This window comes from Methanolobus zinderi (assembly GCF_013388255.1).
Taxonomy (GTDB): Archaea; Halobacteriota; Methanosarcinia; order Methanosarcinales; family Methanosarcinaceae; genus Methanolobus; species Methanolobus zinderi.
In genome coordinates this window covers 1,078,306-1,099,691 of sequence record NZ_CP058215.1, presented here as the reverse complement: position 1 = coordinate 1,099,691, position 21,386 = coordinate 1,078,306, and the positions used below count along the sequence as shown (strand labels likewise).

22 protein-coding genes are annotated in these 21,386 nt (G+C 43.8%); 13 read left to right on the top strand and 9 right to left on the bottom strand.

Going from position 1 to position 21,386, the window contains the following annotated elements; genetic code table 11:
• The first annotated feature begins 58 nt into the window (after positions 1–58).
• Both HWN40_RS05455 and HWN40_RS05450 read left to right on the top strand, forming a co-directional pair.
• A complete protein-coding gene (locus tag HWN40_RS05455; RefSeq protein WP_176964786.1) occupies positions 59–2,242 on the top strand; it encodes a diphthine--ammonia ligase in 2,184 nt (727 codons plus the stop codon).
• 71 nt (positions 2,243–2,313) lie between these two features.
• Entirely contained in the window at positions 2,314–3,537 is a 1,224-nt protein-coding gene (locus HWN40_RS05450; protein ID WP_176964785.1) for a hypothetical protein, read from the top strand.
• 48 nt (positions 3,538–3,585) lie between these two features.
• Here HWN40_RS05450 and HWN40_RS05445 read toward each other — a convergent pair whose 3' ends face one another.
• Entirely contained in the window at positions 3,586–4,944 is a 1,359-nt protein-coding gene (locus tag HWN40_RS05445) for an NRAMP family divalent metal transporter (RefSeq protein ID WP_246275992.1), read from the bottom strand.
• 256 nt (positions 4,945–5,200) lie between these two features.
• On the opposite strand from HWN40_RS05445, the gene HWN40_RS05440 reads away from it, so the two are divergent.
• The 5 genes from HWN40_RS05440 to HWN40_RS05420 all read left to right on the top strand — a co-directional run bounded on the left by HWN40_RS05440 (position 5,201) and on the right by HWN40_RS05420 (position 7,608).
• Positions 5,201–5,578 (top strand): CidA/LrgA family protein, encoded by a 378-nt coding sequence (locus HWN40_RS05440; protein ID WP_176964784.1) that lies wholly within the window; start codon positions 5,201–5,203, stop codon positions 5,576–5,578.
• Positions 5,571–6,287, top strand: a complete 717-nt coding sequence (locus tag HWN40_RS05435) for an LrgB family protein (RefSeq protein ID WP_218165485.1) — start codon at positions 5,571–5,573, stop codon at positions 6,285–6,287. Before HWN40_RS05440 ends, HWN40_RS05435 begins: the two co-directional genes overlap by 8 nt.
• Before the next feature lie 109 nt (positions 6,288–6,396).
• Positions 6,397–6,924 carry a YqhA family protein gene (locus HWN40_RS05430; RefSeq protein WP_176964783.1) on the top strand — a complete coding sequence of 176 codons (528 nt, stop codon included), beginning with the start codon at positions 6,397–6,399 and terminating at the stop codon, positions 6,922–6,924.
• A gap of 78 nt (positions 6,925–7,002) precedes the next feature.
• Entirely contained in the window at positions 7,003–7,350 is a 348-nt protein-coding gene (locus HWN40_RS05425; protein WP_176964782.1) for a potassium channel family protein, read from the top strand.
• A 30-nt stretch (positions 7,351–7,380) separates the two neighbouring features.
• Positions 7,381–7,608: a hypothetical protein gene (locus HWN40_RS05420; protein ID WP_176964781.1), complete on the top strand. Its 228-nt coding sequence runs from the start codon at positions 7,381–7,383 to the stop codon at positions 7,606–7,608.
• 61 nt (positions 7,609–7,669) lie between these two features.
• Here HWN40_RS05420 and HWN40_RS05415 read toward each other — a convergent pair whose 3' ends face one another.
• Positions 7,670–7,963 (bottom strand): hypothetical protein, encoded by a 294-nt coding sequence (locus tag HWN40_RS05415; RefSeq protein ID WP_176964780.1) that lies wholly within the window; start codon positions 7,961–7,963, stop codon positions 7,670–7,672.
• A 636-nt stretch (positions 7,964–8,599) separates the two neighbouring features.
• Between HWN40_RS05415 and HWN40_RS05410 the strand changes: the two genes are divergently transcribed.
• The 6 genes from HWN40_RS05410 to HWN40_RS05385 all read left to right on the top strand — a co-directional run bounded on the left by HWN40_RS05410 (position 8,600) and on the right by HWN40_RS05385 (position 14,789).
• On the top strand, positions 8,600–9,316 hold the full coding sequence (locus HWN40_RS05410) for a helix-turn-helix transcriptional regulator (RefSeq protein WP_246275991.1): 717 nt from the start codon (positions 8,600–8,602) through the stop codon (positions 9,314–9,316).
• 425 nt (positions 9,317–9,741) lie between these two features.
• A complete protein-coding gene (locus HWN40_RS05405) occupies positions 9,742–10,854 on the top strand; it encodes a uroporphyrinogen decarboxylase family protein (RefSeq protein ID WP_176964779.1) in 1,113 nt (370 codons plus the stop codon).
• Positions 10,855–10,896: 42 nt separating this feature from the next.
• Positions 10,897–11,352, top strand: coding sequence for a DUF7479 domain-containing protein (locus tag HWN40_RS05400; RefSeq protein WP_246275990.1), 456 nt, complete (start codon positions 10,897–10,899; stop codon positions 11,350–11,352).
• 48 nt (positions 11,353–11,400) lie between these two features.
• Positions 11,401–12,852: a radical SAM (seleno)protein TrsS gene (trsS, locus tag HWN40_RS05395; protein ID WP_176964778.1), complete on the top strand. Its 1,452-nt coding sequence runs from the start codon at positions 11,401–11,403 to the stop codon at positions 12,850–12,852.
• Between the two features lie 68 nt (positions 12,853–12,920).
• Positions 12,921–14,066, top strand: a complete 1,146-nt coding sequence (locus tag HWN40_RS05390; protein ID WP_176964777.1) for a phenylacetate--CoA ligase family protein — start codon at positions 12,921–12,923, stop codon at positions 14,064–14,066.
• A 9-nt stretch (positions 14,067–14,075) separates the two neighbouring features.
• Positions 14,076–14,789 (top strand): MIP/aquaporin family protein, encoded by a 714-nt coding sequence (locus HWN40_RS05385; protein WP_176964776.1) that lies wholly within the window; start codon positions 14,076–14,078, stop codon positions 14,787–14,789.
• Positions 14,790–14,847: 58 nt separating this feature from the next.
• Here the strand turns inward: HWN40_RS05385 and HWN40_RS05380 are convergent, their stop codons facing one another.
• From HWN40_RS05380 to HWN40_RS05350, 7 genes are all read right to left on the bottom strand, one after another.
• Positions 14,848–15,045 (bottom strand): helix-turn-helix domain-containing protein, encoded by a 198-nt coding sequence (locus tag HWN40_RS05380; protein WP_176964775.1) that lies wholly within the window; start codon positions 15,043–15,045, stop codon positions 14,848–14,850.
• Between the two features lie 149 nt (positions 15,046–15,194).
• A complete protein-coding gene (locus HWN40_RS05375; RefSeq protein ID WP_246275989.1) occupies positions 15,195–15,980 on the bottom strand; it encodes a DUF5714 domain-containing protein in 786 nt (261 codons plus the stop codon).
• A gap of 22 nt (positions 15,981–16,002) precedes the next feature.
• Positions 16,003–16,884, bottom strand: a complete 882-nt coding sequence (locus tag HWN40_RS05370; RefSeq protein ID WP_246275988.1) for an SDR family NAD(P)-dependent oxidoreductase — start codon at positions 16,882–16,884, stop codon at positions 16,003–16,005.
• A gap of 2 nt (positions 16,885–16,886) precedes the next feature.
• Positions 16,887–18,296 carry an aldehyde dehydrogenase family protein gene (locus HWN40_RS05365; RefSeq protein ID WP_176964774.1) on the bottom strand — a complete coding sequence of 470 codons (1,410 nt, stop codon included), beginning with the start codon at positions 18,294–18,296 and terminating at the stop codon, positions 16,887–16,889.
• Between the two features lie 29 nt (positions 18,297–18,325).
• Positions 18,326–19,102 carry a hypothetical protein gene (locus HWN40_RS05360; protein WP_176964773.1) on the bottom strand — a complete coding sequence of 259 codons (777 nt, stop codon included), beginning with the start codon at positions 19,100–19,102 and terminating at the stop codon, positions 18,326–18,328.
• A 316-nt stretch (positions 19,103–19,418) separates the two neighbouring features.
• On the bottom strand, positions 19,419–20,438 hold the full coding sequence (gene mtbA / locus HWN40_RS05355; RefSeq protein WP_176964772.1) for a methylcobamide:CoM methyltransferase MtbA: 1,020 nt from the start codon (positions 20,436–20,438) through the stop codon (positions 19,419–19,421).
• Between the two features lie 225 nt (positions 20,439–20,663).
• Positions 20,664–21,329 carry a corrinoid protein gene (locus HWN40_RS05350; RefSeq protein WP_176964771.1) on the bottom strand — a complete coding sequence of 222 codons (666 nt, stop codon included), beginning with the start codon at positions 21,327–21,329 and terminating at the stop codon, positions 20,664–20,666.
• Positions 21,330–21,386 lie beyond the last annotated feature (57 nt).

The following is a 21,386-nucleotide window of genomic DNA, read 5'->3' as shown; positions in this document are numbered from 1 at the left end:
GTATACTTTTAGTAATCCGGAAATCTAATCGAAACAACAACATCTTAAAACCGGGAAAATGTGCGGAATTACAGGTTTTTTTAACAATGAGAATGCATTCGAACTGACCCAGCAGTCCCTCAAGATCATGAAGGACCGTGGACTTGACTGTATGGGAATATGCGGACATGACTGGTTCGGTTTCTCAAAGGATGCGGATGAGCTGGATCTGCCTGAAAGTGAAGACATAGATAATATACTTGGGCATTGCCTGCATTCAATGGTTGATTTTGTCAGACAGCCCATTACCCTTAAAGGAAAGATCAGCACCAACTGCGAGATATACAACTGGAAAGAGCTCGCAGAAAAGTACGGCATCACAGCAAGAAATGATTCCGAGCTGCTTATAGAACTGATAGAGTTGAAATTGCAGAACTTAAACGATACCTCTGATGAAACTATACTTCAGGCAATGGACGATCTGCTTGCCGAGATCATAGGAGTGTATGCATTTGCTTACTGGAAAGATAATAAGGTCTACGTAGCAAGGGACATAATCGGTATCAAGCCATTCTGGTATACAATATCTGATGGCTTTGCATTTGCATCGGAAAAGAAAGCTCTAGCAAGAACAGGGTTTTCAGACATTAAGGAACTAAACCCTAGAGAGATCCTGGTCTATGACCTCAGTGACAGATCCTTGCAGCGTTTTAACAGGAAGTTCTTTTCTATAGTCCCGGAGGACAGCAGACCCTTTGAGACCATAAAGGAAGATTTTCTGAAATTGCTGGAAAATGCGGTATCCGTACGTATTCCTGATGAAAAGTTCGGTATCCTCTTTTCCGGCGGGCTTGACTCAACGGTTATCGCATACCTGTGCAAAATGCTCGGTAAAGAGCCGGGAATTGATTTTACCTGCTATACTGCTGGCCTTGAGGATGTTAATCTGCCGCCGGATATAGAGCATTCCCTAAGACTTGCTGAAGATCTTGGTCTTGATCTTAATGTCAGGAAGATAAGCCTTGAGGGTGTTGAGGAATATCTGAAAGCGGTTGTTCCACTGGTTGAAGATACGAACGTTCCCAAGGTGGGAGTTGCCATGACCATGTATGCTGCATGTGTTGCTGCCAGGGAAGACGGTATCAGGGTCATGTTCTCAGGATCGGGAGCTGATGAGCTGCTAGCAGGATATGACCGCCATAAGCGCTCCACTGATATCAGCAGGGATTGCTATGCTGATATACTGAAGATATACGAGAAGAACACCTACAGGGACGATGTCGTCGCCATGAACAATAACATAGAGCTGCGTGTGCCCTATCTTGACAGACGCTTTGTTGACTATTGTCTCAAAATACCCCCTCAGTACAAGATCAATACCGAGCTGGACCAGAACAAACTGATCCTGAGGGAGGTCGCCAGGGACATCGGGCTCCCGGATGAAGTTTCCATGCGTAGAAAGCAGGCTGCTCAGTATGGAAGCAGGTTTGACAAGGCCATCGGCAAACTCACCAAAAAAACAGGCTACAGGACAAAGACCGAATACCTGAAACAGTTCTACGGGCAGCCCATTATGAAACTCGGAGTTCTTTTCAGTTCTGGCAAGGACAGCAATTATGCCATGCATATCATGCAGCAGCAGAACTATGCAGTTGAATGCCTAATCACAATCAAGAGCCAGAACCCGGACTCTTACATGTTCCATACCCCGAATATCGAGCTTGCACAGCTTCAGGCAGAAGCCATGGGTATTCCTCTGATAGAGGAGATCACTCCCGGCGAAAAAGAGATCGAACTCGAGGACATGAAGAATGCCATCCAGAGAGCAAAAGATGAGTTCGGTATCGAAGGTGTCGTCACCGGAGCGCTGTATTCCAATTACCAGCGGGAAAGGATAGAAAGGGTTTGTGACGAACTTGGTCTCAAAGCTTTTTCACCACTCTGGCACATCGACCAGGAAAAAGAGATGAAACAATTATTGTCGATCGGTTTTGAGTTCATTTTCAGCAGCATTGCAGCTTACGGCCTTGATAAGAGCTGGGTCGGACGCACAATAGATGAAAAGGATATTGAAAGGCTTGTCAGGCTCAACGAAAAGATCGGTCTCAATGTTGCAGGTGAAGGTGGTGAGTTTGAGAGCTTCGTGCTTGACGGACCGATGTATAATAAAAAGATAGAAATCCGGGAACTGGATGTTGTCGAGCTTGACGAGTACACGGCAAAAGTAATGATAAAGGATGCTGTGCTGGTCGATAAGGACTGAGTACACCGGCTATTCCAAGAATATAAATATTGTCTCCTCATTAGTGTTACTAGAGTTACAGGAGTGGTATATTGGAACTTACAATGGTAATACCCAGTTACTGGGGCCGGGAAAGGGCTACCGGATGGCAGGAAGGAGATGCAATTTATGACCATCCTATTCCCTTGGATGAAGAAGGCACGCTTGGCAGAGCAATCAAGAGCATGGGCGCCCTTGAAGACAAGGATTTCAGACTTGTGATACTTGCGGTACCGACTTCCCGGGATATTGAAATGGAGGTTGAGGAGAAGGTTTCCGGAATAGTTTCCGAAACCGCACCTGGTGCCGGAGTTGAAACTACTGTGTTCGGACCTTCTGATCTGAAAGGTATTCATAAAATACTGGATATGGAAGGAAAGGGTGAGTACAAAGACCTCCTGCAGCTCAGGGGATACTCAAATATCCGAAACCTTTGCCTTTTCATACCGCATATCTTCGGATCCGATGCTGCGGTTCTCATTGACGATGATGAGGTCTTTGAAGACTCTCAGTTTATCGGTAAAATAAGGGAAAATATCGGAAAGGATATTGATGGTGAAACCATATACGGTCTGGCCGGTTACTACCTTCAACCGGACGGGGATTTCTATGTAAAGGAGCCTGAAGATACATGGGCCAGTCACTGGGGCAAGCAGATCCGGATGAACAAAGCCTTCAGATCAGTGATTGCTTCACCACCCCGTATCAAGAAGACCCCTTTTGTATTCGGCGGGAATATGACAATCCACAGAGAGCTTTTCACAAAGATTCCCTTTGATCCCAATGTCAGAAGAGGAGAAGATATCGATTACATAATGAATTCCAAAATGTTTGGTTACAGTTTTTTCCTTGATAATGAATTACATATCAAGCACCTTCCACCTGCAAAAAGCCATCCTCAATGGATGCGCCTGAGAGAGGACATATACCGTTTTGTCTTTGAAAGGGAAAAATTACGCAGTCAGAAAAAAAAGGAAGCAATGGAGCTTATATCTGCTGATGATTTCGGAGACTATCCCGGAGCTTTCCTTATGGACGACCTTGATGAAAAGATCGTAGACACCTGTACACTGCTCTCGGCAGATTACCGCAGAGATGGAGATCTTGACGGTGCTTCCGAGACAGTAAAAAATATAAGTATCTCCAAAAAAGATGCAGTACCTGCTTTTGATCCTTTTGATAATCTCATCCGCCTTCAGGAAAGATGGGAGCAGTTAATGGCCTTTACCGGCGAAGAGAGGATCAGAGAGGACCTGCAAAAAATTGTGAAAAATTAAATTTAGACCGGTTTCCCGGTCTATTTTTAAGGTCTATTTTTAAGTATTTTATACCCTTATAAATTCCACATAGACAAAACCAATGGTCATCACCAGGAAGAAGAGCAGACCTGCCAGACTCAGCAGCTTAAGGGAAGATCCCGGTCTTTCTTCTTTTGGAACATTGTCACCGTTCATCACCTTATAGTTAATATATGCCAGGATCGGAGAGGTTACAAAGCTGATTATGGCTGCAAAACTTAAGAGTTGCAAAAGATTGTTGACAAAGAACACCACGATCAGGCATGCTGCTATCACCGATAGTATAATCCATATCTGGAAGATCTGCTTGAAGCGACTTGCACATTTTTCACTTACCAATGTACAGCTTGCTGCCAATGAACGGGGATAACCGTCGATGCATGTCATTGTAGTACTGAACATTGTTACGAACGCTGCTGTCAGGATAACAGGTTTTGACCAGCCGCCTATGTTGGCAGAGTAAAGATTTACAAGCTGCTGACTGAATCCTATTCCTCCGCTGGCAAACTCATGACCTGAACCGAACATGATAAATTTCCCAAGGGCCAGGAAAGCAACGGCCATAACCACAGCCATTACATAACCAAGGTAGAAGTCGATTGAAGTTTCCTTTGTTGTGGCAAAATGACCTGTTTCTTCTTCACGGCTGAACATCCACAGGCTCGACCAGGCGGAAAGGTCAACAGGTGCCGGCATCCATCCAAGAAGCATTATCAAGAACGGGAAAGCTGCCCATGTCCACGGACTCGGACCCACAAAGTCCGGTGCTGCAACAGGTCCGTGTGAAAATGCAAGTCCCAATGCAACCACAGTACTCAGAGTAAGCAGAATAACGGCGGCCTTTGCCATTTTATCCAGCATCTTGTAATGACCAACGAGAATGACCACAGCACATATAAGCAGAATTCCTACTGTGAAGGCCGGAATACTGATACCCGTAAAACCATAACCTGCAAACAGTGTACCACTTAACATAGCCACCCCTGCCGTATTAATTATCCCTGTCAGGATGTTGATACCAAGGAAAATGTACACGTATATAGCACCCTGTCGCCTGTATCCTGCTAGAAGACTCTCACCCGTGGCAGCAGTATAGCGCTGACCGTACAGGAAAAAAGGATACTTGAACAGATTGGCAAGCAGGATCAATCCAAGCAGACCCCAGCCATAATATGCTCCTGCCTGTGTGGACCATACAAGATGTGATCCTCCGATCGCGGAACATGCTACCAGGATACCCGGTCCGATTGCCTTGAAAAGATTTTTCCTGTTATCCGAACCATTGAAAATATCCGAGCCAATAGCCTTGAAACGGCGTACATTGCCTCCAGAATATTCAGTTGCCAGTGGTGTGGCTGTATCTGTGCTTGCCTGTACTTTACTCATTGGTGCTTCTCCGTATATGAATTTGATATAATTCCAGCATCAATTTCGATTAGTTTGTAAATATATATACTTTTACATTCAAAAGCAAGTGCTGTTAATCCAGCGTACGTAAAAAGACATAAACAACCAGTCCTGAGCATCCGGACAGGTCAAAGAACATATTCTGTCCTGACCGAAAGTTTAATGCTTTGAAGAAACAGTTGAAGCCACCAACAAAAGCGTATAGTCCGCAGAACCTGAGAAATAAAATATTTTTATGATACAAGATCGTTCCTTTATCAGCTATCTAATTCAATTCGGCATCATTCTTCTTGTAACACTGCTGGGAGACTTTTTTTACACACATATGAATCTCCCGATACCCGGTAATGTAGTGGGCATGCTTTTGCTTCTTTTTTTCCTTCTTACCGGAGTCCTGAAACTTTCCATGATAGAAGAAGTCAGCAACTTCATGCTGAAACATCTCTCCTTCTTTTTTATACCGGCAGCAGTGGGACTTATCACCTGCTTCTCGGTCCTTGAAGGAAAGTGGACAGCTCTGGTGGTCATATCGATTGTCTCGACATTCATTATTGCAGTTGTGACCGGAATAACAGTACAGATCCTGATGAAAAGGAGACAGACAGGTGATTGATCACACAACTTCTTTTGTGTCAGCTCTGATCGAGTCTCCTGTCTTTGGTATAGGGATATCGCTGCTGACATTTTACGCAGGCAGCATAATCTACAAAAGAACAGGCTCCCCCCTCATGAATCCGCTGGTACTCAGCATGTTGATGATAATTGCTCTACTTCTGGGTCTGCATATCAGTTTCGAGGACTACAACAGGGGCGGTCAGTTCATATCCTTCTTTCTTGGTCCTGCAACAGTGATCCTGGCAGTGCCCCTTTACAGGAAGATAAGTTTGCTCAGGGAAAACGTAGTACCCATAATTGCAGGTATCAGCATGGGGTCACTTGCAGGAATCGTGAGCATCATAGTCATGTGTAATATGTTTGGTCTGAACGAGCTGGTCAGCATTTCCATGATACCAAAATCCGTAACAACCCCCATTGGGATAGAAATCTCCAGTCAGCTTGGAGGTATGCCTTCAATAACAGTTGCAGCCATAGTCTTCACAGGAATAGCTGGTGTGCTGCTCGGACCCATGATCTGCAAATTGTTCAGGATAGATAATGAAGTGGCAGTGGGAGTAGCAATCGGGACTTCATCCCATGCGCTCGGAACCACAAAGGCCGTGGAGATCGGAGAGACCGAAGGTGCCATGAGCGGGCTTGCGATTGGTATTGCAGGACTGGTTACAGTGTTTATTGCTCCGTTACTTGTGAAATTACTGATGTAATAGACGTTTGCTGCCATTTGACTTCAGGAAAAGTAACTTTTTTCAGACACTCAGGTACCATATAATTTAGTATCAGGAAAGATGAATTTTTTAGGGGGATTAAAGGCTTATGAGTGCCTTATATGCAATAGTTGCTGCAACCCGGTATCTTGTGATTATTCCTGTTATAGGACTGATAATTGCCGCAGCATTGTTGTTCGTTGTAGGCGGACTTAAATTACTGGAAGGGGTGTATATGGCTATTGTAAACCCATCCTCTGTACCAACTGATGTTTCAGTGATCGGCATTGTTGAATTCGTACACCTGTTCCTGATCGGCACCGTTCTCTGGATCACAGCAATAGGACTCTACCAGCTTTTCATACATCAGATGCCCCTGCCGAAATGGCTCCAGATAAATGATATTGAAGAGCTGGAAACAGATCTGATAGGAATGGTCGTCGTCGTACTGGCAGTCAACTTCCTCGGAGTTGTTTTCAATCGCACGGAAAACATACTGGAATACGGAGCTGCAATAGCTCTTCCAATAGCTGCTCTGGCACTTTATATTAATGTGAGGGGAAAGAGAAGTGCAATCCATGAAAAAATAGTCACAAGCGAGTCTGCAGAAATTACAGGAGACACGGAGGAAAGTTAAGATAATTGAGGAATTCTACTACGTAAATATTCCTTGAAATCCGGGTTTACAACGTCGAATGACTAAAAGGAAGATAGTATGACAAGACAGCGAAAAACTCCGATTATTGGCTTTTTTTCTAAGCTTTTCCTTATTGATCTTATTTTGGATAAGGATGCCCGTCCTATCTTTATTTATGCATTATTTAATGTCTTGATAGGAGCTTTTCTTTATAACCGGCTTGAAGGATGGAGTTTTTTTGATTCGGTATATTTTGTTGTCATAACGCTTACAACCATAGGCTATGGTGATTTTACCCCGACAACACCAGTAACCAGGTTTCTGACAATATTTTTTGCAATGAACGGAATAGCAATTTTATTCACACTCTATGACCATATCCGACGGCTACGTGGACCGGGCAGGGAGAAAATACGGCTAAAGTAAAAAGTTAATGGGAAGATGATTGGATTAATCATGATTCAAATACAAAGAAGATACAAGGAAGAAGTTGAGGAGATCAACGAGGATGATATTGACCTGGTAAAGATCAATCTTAATATCACAAGGAAGGTCTGCTGTGGAGGAAGGGAGAAGAAAAGCTATGATCTGGGCTGGGTGGAGAGTCCGAAGGATATGAAACTGACAACAGTCAAAGAATATACAATCCATGAAAGGGTACTTGAAGTGTGGATCGAACCCTGAATTGATTTCTGAAATATGAAAAGAAAAAAATATCGTTTTTCAGATTTATCTGCTTTAGATTCTATTCCACTTCTATTTCCAGGCCACCGATAAATCCTGTGACAACATTGTATATTAATGCTGTAAGGATACCACCTACAAAACCCATAATTCCGTAGAATATAGGAACAGTTATAATTGCTCCAACCCCAAATAGCATGCCTGCGAACGCTCCTTCATTTCCCATAGCAGAACCCATCCCAAGTGACATTAGACTGAATATGGCTCCTGCTATAAGGCCCATTATTGCGTAGATTACTCCAAAGATCTTTCCAAGTGATAGTACTCCTATTTTTGTAAGATATCGTGTTGCCATAAACAAAACCTCTTTACGAATAATTTATATTATATTTAAATATTATAAAAAGTTATCTTAAATAATTTATAGTCGATTACTTTCTTGTTTGACATATCACTGATAAACTAATAAAATCTCAAATTATCAAATATTTGAGTTTTTTACCGAGAAAAAAAAAACGCTATGCTCCAATGGTTATATCACAAACCTGATAGTTGTTGAATTGTAGCGCATATATAAGTATTTCGAGGTTTGGCCTATATTCTGAAAAACGGATGTTCACATAATAATATAAAGTTGATACTTAAGCAAAAAAGTATCAAGTGTACTATTTTGCATGGTAAATCTTATAAGCTCTTGGAAAAAGCACATATTAAGATTGAGTCAAATATAATGCTATGAAAGGTTAGTGGAATAAATAAGTTAACGCCGTTAACACTGGTTTAAGAAATAATTGAATGTAAAAACAAGTGCGCACAAAATCATGAAAAATATAAATTTATACATTATTTCTACTCAGGATCAGTTTTAACTCCGGTGAGTAAAGAATTTTATACAATCAAAAACAACTATAAAAGGTAAATTATGATGAAGGCTGAATTAATAAGCACGGTTTTTCTTTCTGAGAAAAGGAAAAACACTTTACTTATGCTGATGGAAGGACCAGCCACTATCGATGAGATAAAAGAGTCGCTGACCGGAACCACCAGTGCGATAATGGCTCAGGTAAAAATCCTTCTTGAGCAGGGGCTCATCGAACAGGAAGAGGACGAATACCGGCTAACCAGTGTTGGCAGGATCATAATGAAGAAAATCAGGCCTTTGATCAAAACGCTGAATGTATTCGAAGAAAATAAAGATTACTGGGACACCAGAGACCTTAGTTCAATCCCCGAGTTTTTACTTGACAGAATAGGAGACCTTGGAGAATTAATGATTTACGAACCCGATCTTAATCATCTCTTCGAGCCTCCGAAAGAACTACTTACAAGTCTCAAAAATACAAGAAATGCATCCACTTTTTATTCATATTTCTGTCCTTCATGCCCGAATAATTATTCAGAACTGGCAAAAAAGGAAGTTCATTATGACCTTGTCCTGACAAGACCTGTCTATGAACGACTCAGGGATGAATATAAAGAACAACATGATGCGATGATGGAATCCAGAAATTCCAATATATACATATGTAATGATGAAACAATTAAACTCGGTGCACTTTCCATCACAGATGATCTGATGTTGATCGCCTTTTTCAATAAGGAAGGTGTGTTTGACCACAAAAAAGTTATAAGCTTTGAGAAGAGTGCCCGTGAATGGGGTAAGGATCTCTTTTTATATTACAAAGAAAATTCAGAGAAGGTTAAATAGGATTTAAACTTCAGTAATTCTGAATCTTTTTTTGTTTTAATATTCAATTTCTGTTTTAAGGCATTTATTACATTCGGCTTTCATTCATTTTTCCGTACAGCTAGCTGATACAATTCATGCTTTTGATATAATCAATGCTTTCTTCTATCCCTTTACCTGAGTTTTCCTGTGTGCTGTAAATCCTGAACACAACATTTTCTATAACCACCAGTTGAACCAGGAATATAGTATTGATAATAATTTAGTTGTTGATTAATTACCTTAAGTTATTATATATAACTCTAACCTGATATTTCTTTTTGGTCACAAATACAGATTCCTGAATCTGTTTTCTGGCCGATGAGATATTATTTGTGAAATCGACGGCAGGTCAGGAATTCATTTCCTGTTCCTGTCAACTAAACAAAAAAATGGGTGATTCAATCATGCCAGCAGAAGATTATATACCAATAGATCAAGATTGGCTCGGAGAAGCAGGAAGCTTATGGACTACACCTTGGGTCGATAAACCATCTGATAGGGTTATTGTCGATCCGATCATTCTGTCTCATGCAGCGACCGTGTTCAGGAAGAATGCAGGATATTTTTACCAGAATCCTGAAGAAGCGGTAAGAATGGTGTGTGCTGCCTGTGAGCTTTATGATGTAACGCCGGTAGGACACTATCTTTACGCGGACTACTGGGGAGCAGACTACGGAGCTGAACTTAAGGTCCAGACAAACTCTCCACCGGGTATTACAAAGCGTCCTATAAAGACCCCGGAAGATGTCGATAATTTCGAAGTCCTGGACACCGATGAGCTTGTAAAGGGACCAACCCTCACAACACACTACAAGGCACTGGACACTGTTCTGGAAGAATATCCGCAGATGTTCGCACCTATCACTCAGCTTGGTGGTACAATGGAAGTGGCAACCAACTGGGCTGCCATCGAGGATGTCTTCATGTGGATGATCACAGAACCTGAACTTGTCGACAAGCTCTGTACAAAAGCAGGGGATCACATGGTAAACGCCTGCAGAGCAACTGCAGAAAGATACGGTGCAAACGTCATGATCACCGGTTCTGTAATTGCCAGTGGTGACCTCATGGACGTTGAGCAGATCAAGAGATTCAGCCACAAGCCGGTCTCCCGTGCAGTTAAGAAGGTCCTGAATGCAGGTGCCGGTCCTGGTGTATACTACCACCTTTGTGGAAACCACACTGATGACTATCAGATGTGGAGAGATGCTCCGATGAGTCCGTTCACTATCGTTCAGATCGGATATGACGGACAGGATATCTTCCCGACCTCAAAGCTTGTGGAAGCCTTCGGAGACAGGTGTACCTGTTTCGGAACAGTTGACACAAAGCTTGTAGACCGTGGCACACCAGCACAGGTATATGAGCAGGCAAAGGAACAGGTTCTTGCCGGAAAGGACAGTCCGAGAGGATTCATTTTAGGAACAGCATGTGAATGTCCGACCAACGCCCCACCTGTAAACGTCCATGCACTTGTCAGGGCTGCAAAGGATCACGGAAAATATGAAAAGTTCTGAGGAAAACCGGCAATTAGAAAATAAGAATACAGAGGGTAAATCATGGTAAAAATAAGTGAAGAAATGGACAATTTACTCAAGGACAACGGTATCAAACAGGAAGAGATCCAGGAAGTGATCGACAATGCGGAATCCAGCGGAACAAAGCTGAAGGCCAGAGATGATGATCTTGCAATTGCAAAGGGTGTCTCTGACAACCTCACAATGTATGCTGTCTATTCACCTTCAGAACTTGTTGATGCATACGCCCACAAGATGAATATTCTCGGCGTCACCGGCGGAGAAATTGATGATGTGGCAAATGACGATGAGAGCGAATGGGAATGTGCAAAATGCGGAGAGATCGCACTGGAAAGGAATGTAGACATGACATATATGGGTGTGACAAGACCAGGACCTGGCCTTGTATGTCCAAAATGTGATGAATACTATGTTTCAGCAGGTGTTGCAAAGACCCTGAAGACCGCTGAATCGATCCTGGAAGAAAAGAGAGCCTGAATAATTTCTCAGAATCCCTGGGATAAAAAAACAAATGAGAGGGATATAATGGAACAAATAGGAACAGTCAGAAGTCTGTGTCCTGAATGCCTGAAAAGTATTGAAGGCATCAAGTATGTCGAAAACGGCGGAGTATATATAAAGAAGGAGTGTCCGGAACACGGGAACTTTACAAGCCTTGTTTCCAAGGATGTAAACCATTATCTCCAGATGAGGGACTGTTTCGATGTGGACAGAGCAAAAGCCAGAGAGCCTCTTACAGATACGGAAAAAGGCTGTCCATTTGATTGTGGCCTGTGTCCCTCTCATAAGCAGGATACATGTCTGGCAGTGGTTGAGGTCACTGACAGATGTAATATGAAATGTACTTATTGTTTTGCCAATTCATCAATGGATGCAAGTCTTGATCCTGATATGGAAACCATAAGAGGGATGTTCGAAACCGTGAAGAAATGTCAGAACAGTCCTACCTGTATCCAGATATCTGGAGGGGAGCCAACCTTACGAGATGATCTTCCCGAAATAATCAGAATGGGAAAGGAAATCGGTATCGAGCATATCGAGTTGAACACCAATGGAATCAGGATCGCAAAAGATGAGGATTATTTTAACAAAATAGCATCTGCAGGTGTGGATGCAATCTATCTTGGCTTTGACGGCGTATCCGATGATATCTATCAGCAGAGGACAGGAAGGAACTTGATAGATGTCAAGACCAAGGTGATCAACAGGTGTGCAAAGGCAGGTATCGGGGTAGTTCTCGTACCACTGGTTGCAAAGAATTACAACCTTCATGAAGTCGGCAGTATAATAGATTTCGCAGCCAGCAGGGTTCCGGCGGTCAGAGGCGTGCACTTCCAGCCCGTATTCTATTCCGGAAGATCCCCGAAAGAGATGGAAAACAGGGTAACTATACTGGAATTGCTTGAAGCCATAGAGGAGCAGACAGACGGAGGCCTTAAGGTCACAAATTTCACACCATCCCTTATGCCACATGCACATTGTGGTGCCACATGCCTTACACTTGTAGATGAACATGGATTCCTGCCATTGACAAACATTTCACTGGGTGCAGTCAAGTCCGCATCTGATGTTGCGAGCAAGACCAAGAAATCAATCATGGGCAGATGGAAGGGACTTGAAAAGGAGAAGGAAGAAGAACCAAAATCAGCCTGTGGTGATCTGCTTGTCAAGAGTTCATGCTGCGAAAAACCACTCAATGACATCACCGTAAAGGGTTCTTGTTGCGAAAAGCCGTTAACGGATGTACTTGGTGAATCAAAACCCAGTCTGGGAGGATGGGCTGATTTTATCGAGATGAGCAAGAACAATTATCTCACGATATCCACGATGGCATTCCAGGATGTATGGTCATACGAGCAGGACCGTGTTGAGAACTGCTGCATACACGTTGTAACACAGGACGGCAGGTTCATTCCGTTCTGCAACTACAATATGACCAGCTGTAATGGTGATTTCCTTTACAGGAATGCCGCTTAAAGCTGTTATTTATTTTTTTATTTTTGTTTCCCAAATACGTAAATTTAAAGAACATCAGGAGGCAGAGAATGAGTCTTAGTCTTCCCTCAAAGATCAATACATCTATCCGCATGAGCGTGGCAAAAAGAAAACTCGAATCCAGAAAAATAGATCTTCAGGACGGGAACCCTCTGGAACAGTGGGGTCTTGCCAAGATAAGGAACGATATCAAGAACAATAAAGAACTCAAAGAGGAATTTGGTCAGAGAGAAATCGATCGGGACCTTATCAAAGAATACAAGCTTTTCAAATTCAGGGAACTGCTTGCATACGTAATGGAGAACAGCCCCTATTACCAGAGCCTTTATGCGGATAAGGACATCGACCCTTCTGAGATAAAAAGTTATGAGGACCTTGAAAGGCTCCCGCTGACAGAACAGGAAGAGCTGGCTAACAAGCCATACCATTTCCTGTGTGTCTCAAGGAAGGACATAGCACGTGAGTTCACAAGCTCGGGTACCACAAACATGCTCAAAAGAATGGCATATACACAGGGAGAGCTACTCGAGATCGTGGACTCGGTGATCTCCGGACTAAAGATGGCAGGTATGGATTCAAAGGAGGACACCCTGCAGATAATGTATCCCACAATAACCGCCACCTGGGACCCGGGACTTGTCCTGAGCAAGGCATGTGACCTTGCCGGATTCAGTTCTGTTATCAATGACTCGGTGGGTGCACATGATCAGATAGAAACAATAAGGGAAGCCGGCACGACTATTATAATCGGTACTTCGTCCTTCCTTTATGAGCTCTCAAAACAGGTCAGTGAACTTATAGAACCTGGAGAACTCGGGATCAGGAAAATAATCTGTTCTTCAGAGCCCCTGACCGAGGAAATGCGGGAAGTGATCGAGAGTGCATGGGGATGCAGGACCCTCCGCCAGTGGGGAATGACAGAACTCGGGCTTGCCAATGCAATAGAATGTGATCACCAGGATGGTTTTCACCTGAACAACCCGGATTTCCTGGTTGAGGTCATAGACCCGAAGACCGGGGAAATACTGCCACCGGGTGAGAAGGGCGAACTTGTGGTCACCACACTCAGACGAAAATGCATGCCTCTTATCCGCTACAGAACAAGGGATATAACATCACTCATCGATGAGCCATGTGATTGTGGTGCGTGCGTGGACCAGAGAATCTGTGACATCGAACGATGGACCGATAACTGAGGCTGAAATATGTCCGGAGCATTCCCGAAATATGTGGCTGAGTTTATTGGAACATTCGCACTCGTATTCATAGCTGCGGGTTCGAATGCTGTTAATCACCTGTTACACGGCTCCCTTGGCATGATCGGTATGGCCATTGCCACCGGAGTTACTGTGATGGTGATGATCTATGCTCTCGGACATATTTCAGGTGCTCACATAAATCCCGCTGTCACAATAGCAATAGCAGCAACCAGGAGGATAGGTAAAACAGATTGTTTTGTCTACATTATATCACAGATATCGGGAGCTTGTGCTGCAAGTATAATGCTCATGCAGATCTTCCCTTCCGCATTGAGCAGTGTGAACTTCGGTGCAACAAGTCTAGGGACAAATATCGCACCTGAGATTGGAATACTCATAGAGGCAATCCTCACTTTCCTGCTGGTATTCGTCATCTACGGATCTGCAGTTGACAGCAGATCACCGCCGGGAATGGCAGGTTTTGCCATCGGTGCCTTTGTCCTTATCGCCATCCTTTTCGGGGGACCTCTTACAGGTGCATCAATGAATCCCGCAAGATCCTTTGGCCCGGCTTTTATCGCTGGCTACTGGACAGATCATCTGGTATACTGGATCGGTCCGATAACTGGCGGTATTTTTGCAGCATTGCTGTATGATAATGTGTTCATTAACGAGAATGTTCTCGAAGAGAAAAAGGATGCTGCCATTGAAGGGATTTGATCTTTTAACTGAAACAGCTGCTGGAAAAACAAAAAAGAAATAGAAAGAAAAAATTCAATTATTCTGATTTTTCGTAGTCAGCGTGTGCATAAAAACATCTTTTTGGAGTACAGACCGCATCTGAACTCTTGAGTTTCTTGAGTATCTTGCTGACCTCTTTGCTCTCAAGACCTGTTGCCTCTGCAATCTCGCCAGGTCTCATTGGTTTTGCTGCATCCTTAAGTGCATAGAGTACTTTCTGTTCATCATCTGCCATTTTTATGTCTCCTTTAATTTCATTGTTTATCAAATAAGTGTGATAGTTGGTAAATTGTTTGATGATGGTTTTGATAGATATTAAGGATAATGGCTGAAGAACAATGTCAACAGAAGGAGATAAAAAAGTAAAAAAATTATAATCAAAATTCAACCATCATTCCTGTACCTGCAATTACTATCACATTCCCTGTTGAATTGAGTATAGTCACACTCAGCTGAAAAGTCAGCCCTTTCATACCATTCAAGGTCAAACCTGTCAGAAAGATACTTCATCCCGTCTTCCAAAGCTAAGCGGGTTGCCTTCTTGCAACATCTGGCTCCGCCTGCAGCAGCAATTGAGCTCAGGGTCTTCGAGGTTGAAAGATTTGCTTCCGAGCGTTCGGAAGGTGTCAGGGGTGTGGCTTTTAGCAGGACACTTACGGCTATACCCACTCCTATTCCCGCACCGCAGGCACCGTAGAGTCCGCAGTAGCCTCCGGGGACGGTTCTTCCTCGCTTGATGGCTTCAAGTACAGCGGTTTCCTTTTTAAGTCCCCTGCGATTTTTGTAGGCTGCCACGAGTACGGCGGGTACTAGAGCATGGTGTTCAGGTCCGTGCATATGGATAGCCGGGTGTTCCATGATCCTTTCAGCTATAACAAGTGGATGGTTCTCGTCGCTGCTCAGGCAGATATTCTCAATTACAGCGATTGCTTCTTTTGAGTGACATCTGTTGCATACATAATGACCGTTTCTGCAAACGAAGTATGTTTCCTCCTCGACTCCGCAATAGTAGCATCTTCCGCTTATGGCTTCATCCAGATATTCCACCTCGACCCCACATACCAGACAATCGGTCCTGTTCTCTGTCCCAGGGACAGAAGCATCGGAGTTTGAGCTGGTTTTTATGTCGCAGATGTCGCAGCCTTTCCTATCATTACAAACAATATCCATTTTAGCACCTCTACATATCAACTTACATTCTTTCTTCTACAGAAGAGCCGGACACATTTTTTAGCCCGGTTTCCCTGACCTCTCTTAACTGTGATCGTGATATCCTCATAAGCAAACCTGCAGGCAGCCGTCTTATCAGTGAATGCAGCAGACCAAATCCCCTGCCCGGAATCACAAGATCCTTACCTGATTGCATCGCCCTGTATGTATCACGGGCAACCTCACCTGCCGTGACAGCCATCCATGAGTTGAAGGTCCTTGTTCTCTCCATACCGGCTGATGACTGGAATCCGGTCCCTTTAACTGCCGTGGGACAGACAGCCAGAACCTTCACATTAGTTCTCTTCTCCCGCAGTTCGAAATTCAAAGCCCTGCTAAACTGCAATACAAAACTCTTGCTGGCACCATAAGTGGCAAAAAAGGGATTTGGCTGGAAAGCCGATATGGAAGAGAAATTAATGACCTGTCCTTCATCACGTTCGATCATGTCTTTCAGGTAAAGGCGTGTCAGCCTGTACAGTGTCAGTATATGAAGTTGCAGCATATCGAGTTCTCTGTCCTGGTCGATATCATTGACAAAACCATATGTACCAAAACCCGCACAGTTCACAAGCACATCGACCTGAGGACCATGTTTTCGGGTGAATTCATAGACCTGGTCGGCAGCCTTAGAAATACAAAGATCCTGCTCCATCACTAAAATGCGTACATCCGGATTGATGATACTGAGTGAATTCCTTGCATTTTCAAGCTCCCTGATATCCCTGTCAACTAAAATGATATCGTAAGCGTCTCGTACAAAAAGTTCTGCCAGCTCCCGTCCTATACCGCCTGCTCCTCCGGTAATTAGAACACTTTTTCTGCATGAATCAATGTGGCAATTTGAAGGATTATTGTCGGGCATGTTTACACCCACCTGTACATCATTTGTACCAGTCTTTTGATGCGCTCGTTGTAGGGTGGATAGATCAGCCCTAAAGAACCCCATTTACGATGGATGATACTCCTTTTATTGGAAAACTCCATAAAACAGTGGAAGCCCAGTGATCTTCCCATGCCGCTGTTGTTGTTACCTCCGAATGGTAGTTCGGGGTTGCTGTAGCCAAGCATGTAATCATTGATCACAGTACCCCCTGAAGGGTTCCAGTCCATGAAATAACGCATATTATCTTTGTTACCGCTGGCTATGTAGAGCATCAGCGGATTCGGATTACGACTGATTATCTGATTTACTTCGGACCTGTTCCTATAGGTGATAACAGGAAGTAAAGGACCGAATATCTCTTCCTGCATAATGTCCATTTCTTCCGAGACATTGTCAAGGATAGTGGGTTCCATGAAACGATCGTTTTCATCAAAAGTACCACCTTTCAGAACACAGGCACCTTTATCAAGAGCATCCTCGTACAAAGATTTCAGACGCCTGAAATGATGATCACTTATGATCCTGCAGTAGTCAGGTGAATGTTCCATACCCTCTTCATGCCGGTCATAGAATTCTTTCACCGATGAAGCGAGTTCTTTGAGGAATAATTCCTTTACCGATTCATGAATGATAAGATAGTCCGGAGTAACACATGTCTGGCCACTGTTTATCGATTTGGCCCAGGCAAGGCGTCTTGCAATCTTCCGAACATTTGCAGTCTCATCCACGATTGCCGGAGATTTGCCTCCCAGCTCCAGAGTAACACTGCTAAGATGTTCTGCAGCCCTGGCCATCACGATCTTTCCTACCCTCGGACTGCCGGTGAAAAAGATATGGTTGAACGGCATATCCAGCAATCTTGAAGCGACCGAAGCATCACCTTCGATGACTGCAACCTCTTTCCAGTCAAATAGTCTGCCAACCATCTTCTTGATAAAAGTTGAAGTATGCGAGGAAATCTCACTGGGTTTAAGTATTACCGCATTACCCGCGGCAATTGCATGGACAAGGGGAACAAGGGAGAGATTTAGGGGAAAATTCCATGGAGACATAATAAGTACCACTCCCTTGGGTTCATAGCGAATGTGGGATTTTGTTCCTGCAAGGGGGAGAGGCGTGGGGACTTTATGATCCCTGATCCAGCCCTTCAGATTCTTTTTCAGATAGGCGATCTGGGACTGAACCACGCCGACCTCGGTTGATACGACCTCTACTTCCGGTTTGCGCAGATCTTTGTACAGGGCTTCGAACAACTCTTCCAGATTCCCCTCGTCCCGGAGATAACTATCGACACGAAGCAGGCGTTCTAACCTTTCCTTCGCATCCGTCAGTGCGAGTACTGGATAATTCTCCTTCTGGATCCTGAATACTGTTTCAATATCCGGTTGCATCGAAACTATCAACTTCTTTATTTTTTATTTTATACTGAGATGATCCCGAGTAACAGGAATATGTAGAAAGTCGTCAGGACAACTGCTGCGGCTGCTTCTCTTCCGAATCCTGGGATTTTCCCTTTTGTAAAGTCGTTTAGTGTAAGACATACCCACAGCAGGAATACATAGCCTGCCATAAGGGACAGCAGCGAGAAATCGGGATGATACCATGTACCGAGCATCTCGCCTGTAAACTCCGTAAGTACCGTGAAGAAGGCCACAAAATAGGCAAGCCTTACACCTTCAAATGTCCTGAAAAGCATGAATGCAAGTGTGAACTTTATCAGTATACCTGCAGGATTTACTGACATATCGAATATCAAATAATCAGCAATCAGCAATAAAGCAAGGCTTATGGCAATGAAGTAGCTTGTAAGATTGAACCACTCCTTCCGGGAATATTTTTCCTCAAATCTTTTCCATAGATTATATGACGACCAGAATATCGTTCCGTATCCGGGAATCAGCCATATGGGAGAGCCACCTATGAATCCTCCGAGATATGTGAAATATCCGTATCTGACACCAAGCAGTTCATGCACGTATCCGAACACAGATGCTACCACAAGGAAAATCCTGCCCTTCTGTTCACTGTTCTTCCAGAAAAGTATCCATAACAGGGAAAGTACTATTGTCGGTATGATCTCATCAACGGTGGTCCTGTAATATACAAGAACACCGAAGATCACAGAAAGCATGAAAATGAAAAAGTAATGTGGAGTAGTAAGAAGAATCCTGCTTTTCTCTTCAAGTGATTGTTTCATGTAATTGAATGAATTTGGATTCTGAGTATTCCTGTTACCTAAAAACACTCTTAGCTGAGATATCATGTTATCACTTTATTCTCATTTTTGCAGGTTGAATTTGCAGACCGGATCACTATTTCAGGGTTCTACGGAGCTTGCCTCAAAAAATAAAAAGTGCCAGTGAAATATTCACTGGCTAGGGAAGTGTGGAGGTAGATTTCCAGATAAAACCTGTATCTAGTTATCCAGGTTCCACCATACCAAAGTATTAATTTCTCCGACAGAAGGTGATCTGAACATGAAAGATAACTATCTGGAGAAATTATCTTTGAATTTAATATTTGTGGCTCTTTGCCATCTCCACCATTGCCTGAAGATTGGCATTTGGTGTCTTGCTGACTATACCGCATCCCGGTGCAAGAAGGTCAGCACCTGCATCAAGGGCCTTCTGTGAGGCTTCTTTGATGGATTCAGGGGTTCCCTTCCAGAGTGTTGCAACAGGATCCAGATTTCCGATGATAACTGCGTTGTTAACCTTGCCCTTTGCAGTTGCTACATCTACACTCTGGTCTACACTGATCGCATCGACACCGGATGATTCCATAAGTTCAAGGCTCATTGTCGTATCACCGCAGATGTGCAGTACGACAGGTACATCGACCTCGTGCATTGCGTCGACTATTTTCTTGTGTGCCGGAACAACATACTGTTTGTAGTACTCGTCACCAATGAGCATTGCACTTGCTGTGGGATCGATGATGACCATTGTGTCTGCACCGTTCTCGGCCATCTTTTTTGCGTACCGGACATTGAACTCCGTTGCAAGGTCCATAAGTGCAGTTGCGAATTCCTCGTCTGTCATGATCGCCATGAACCAGTCATCACCGTTCATGTGCTGCGCGAGGGAGAAAGGACCAAGCATACTTGCCATGATAGGAAGTTCGTCTCCGTACTTGTCTGCAAGGATCTTTATAGAATCGCATACCTTGGCTACTCTGCCCTCACTCAGGTCAAAGTCCTTAAGTTTCTCAACATCGGAAATATCCTTTACACAATGACTGCTGACTGATGGCTGTTGTTCTTTTGTGCCTTCCTTGATGCCACATCCGAAAAATTCAGCTTCCGCACTGATATCGAATGGTACGCGTACCGCTTCAAAGCCAACAACGGTGTGGCCTGCTTCGGCAAGCTTTGCCATGGTTTCTGCGTCATCGTTTGCTTCCGGCCAGAATGCACCACAGGCTTCCATCTGTTCAACAGTTCCTGTCTGCGTAACTGAGATTGCTGGCATTCTGTCAACTGACTCTCCTTTTAATGCACGTGCCAGTCTCTCTTTAGGTGTATATTCATCCATTGAAGTGAACTCCTGCAATAAATTAAATTTTTTTGATAAAGGTGATATAAGGTGACCGGGACCGGGGTGACAGTTCAGATTCCTCCCTGTTGATCTGAGGTGGTCCCGGTCACCAGTTCTGCAAAAGACCCGTTATAACTGCTGTTCTTACTGCTGGACGGGTTTCTATGATGGCACGAACAGCAGTGATCCATATAACGGGTCTTCAGCAGATCTTCATTTTAATTAATCCCATCTGCCGGCATCAAGCGTTTCAGCAGCTTCCTTTGCCCATCTTGCAGCTTCCATGGCATCGGTCTTTGTTGCATCTGCTCCGATCTCTTCTGCAAAGTCTGCAGTTATTGGTGCTCCACCGACAATGACCTTGACCTTGTCCCTGATTCCCTTGCTCTGGATACCGCTTACAACACTTGCCATGTTGTCCATTGTTGATGTCATAAGTGTACTAACTGATACGACATCCGCCTTGTTCTCAGCAACTGCGTTTACAAAAGTCTCGATAGGTACGTCTTTACCAAGGTCTATAGCTTCAAATCCTACAGCACTCATCATGGTCTTGACAAGGTTCTTGCCTATGTCGTGTACATCTCCTTCTGCACTACCGATTACCAGGACCTTCCTCTTACCGGAGCCTTCTGTCTTGATATGAGGGATAAGTACGTCCATTCCTCCATACATCGCATTGGAAGCCATCAGGAGATGTGGCATGAATGCCTTCTTCTGTTCGTATCTTTCACTCATGATCTCCATACCCTTTGCAAGACCGTCTATTACAGCGATATACGGGTCAACACCCTCGTCCAGCGCCTTTTGTGATAATTCCGCTGCATCGTCTTTCTTTCCGTTAACTACTGCTTCTGTCAGTCCTTTGATGATCTCATTTTCTTCCATAGAATGCCTCCTAGTTTTTGTTAGCAACGTTCAAGAACTTAATTTTCGTTTCCTGCA

Coding starts and splice junctions, on each gene's coding strand:
- HWN40_RS05415 (WP_176964780.1), bottom strand. CDS start 7,963: ATGGCAACACGATATCTTACAAAAATAGGAGTACTATCACTTGGAAAG.
- HWN40_RS05410 (WP_246275991.1), top strand. CDS start 8,600: ATGGAAGGACCAGCCACTATCGATGAGATAAAAGAGTCGCTGACCGGA.
- HWN40_RS05400 (WP_246275990.1), top strand. CDS start 10,897: ATGGTAAAAATAAGTGAAGAAATGGACAATTTACTCAAGGACAACGGT.
- HWN40_RS05405 (WP_176964779.1), top strand. CDS start 9,742: ATGCCAGCAGAAGATTATATACCAATAGATCAAGATTGGCTCGGAGAA.
- HWN40_RS05455 (WP_176964786.1), top strand. CDS start 59: ATGTGCGGAATTACAGGTTTTTTTAACAATGAGAATGCATTCGAACTG.
- trsS (WP_176964778.1), top strand. CDS start 11,401: ATGGAACAAATAGGAACAGTCAGAAGTCTGTGTCCTGAATGCCTGAAA.
- mtbA (WP_176964772.1), bottom strand. CDS start 20,438: ATGGATGAATATACACCTAAAGAGAGACTGGCACGTGCATTAAAAGGA.
- HWN40_RS05370 (WP_246275988.1), bottom strand. CDS start 16,884: ATGCCCGACAATAATCCTTCAAATTGCCACATTGATTCATGCAGAAAA.
- HWN40_RS05350 (WP_176964771.1), bottom strand. CDS start 21,329: ATGGAAGAAAATGAGATCATCAAAGGACTGACAGAAGCAGTAGTTAAC.
- HWN40_RS05425 (WP_176964782.1), top strand. CDS start 7,003: ATGACAAGACAGCGAAAAACTCCGATTATTGGCTTTTTTTCTAAGCTT.
- HWN40_RS05420 (WP_176964781.1), top strand. CDS start 7,381: ATGATTCAAATACAAAGAAGATACAAGGAAGAAGTTGAGGAGATCAAC.
- HWN40_RS05380 (WP_176964775.1), bottom strand. CDS start 15,045: ATGGCAGATGATGAACAGAAAGTACTCTATGCACTTAAGGATGCAGCA.
- HWN40_RS05440 (WP_176964784.1), top strand. CDS start 5,201: ATGATACAAGATCGTTCCTTTATCAGCTATCTAATTCAATTCGGCATC.
- HWN40_RS05365 (WP_176964774.1), bottom strand. CDS start 18,296: ATGCAACCGGATATTGAAACAGTATTCAGGATCCAGAAGGAGAATTAT.
- HWN40_RS05430 (WP_176964783.1), top strand. CDS start 6,397: ATGAGTGCCTTATATGCAATAGTTGCTGCAACCCGGTATCTTGTGATT.
- HWN40_RS05445 (WP_246275992.1), bottom strand. CDS start 4,944: ATGAGTAAAGTACAGGCAAGCACAGATACAGCCACACCACTGGCAACT.
- HWN40_RS05360 (WP_176964773.1), bottom strand. CDS start 19,102: ATGAAACAATCACTTGAAGAGAAAAGCAGGATTCTTCTTACTACTCCA.
- HWN40_RS05375 (WP_246275989.1), bottom strand. CDS start 15,980: ATGGATATTGTTTGTAATGATAGGAAAGGCTGCGACATCTGCGACATA.
- HWN40_RS05390 (WP_176964777.1), top strand. CDS start 12,921: ATGAGTCTTAGTCTTCCCTCAAAGATCAATACATCTATCCGCATGAGC.
- HWN40_RS05385 (WP_176964776.1), top strand. CDS start 14,076: ATGTCCGGAGCATTCCCGAAATATGTGGCTGAGTTTATTGGAACATTC.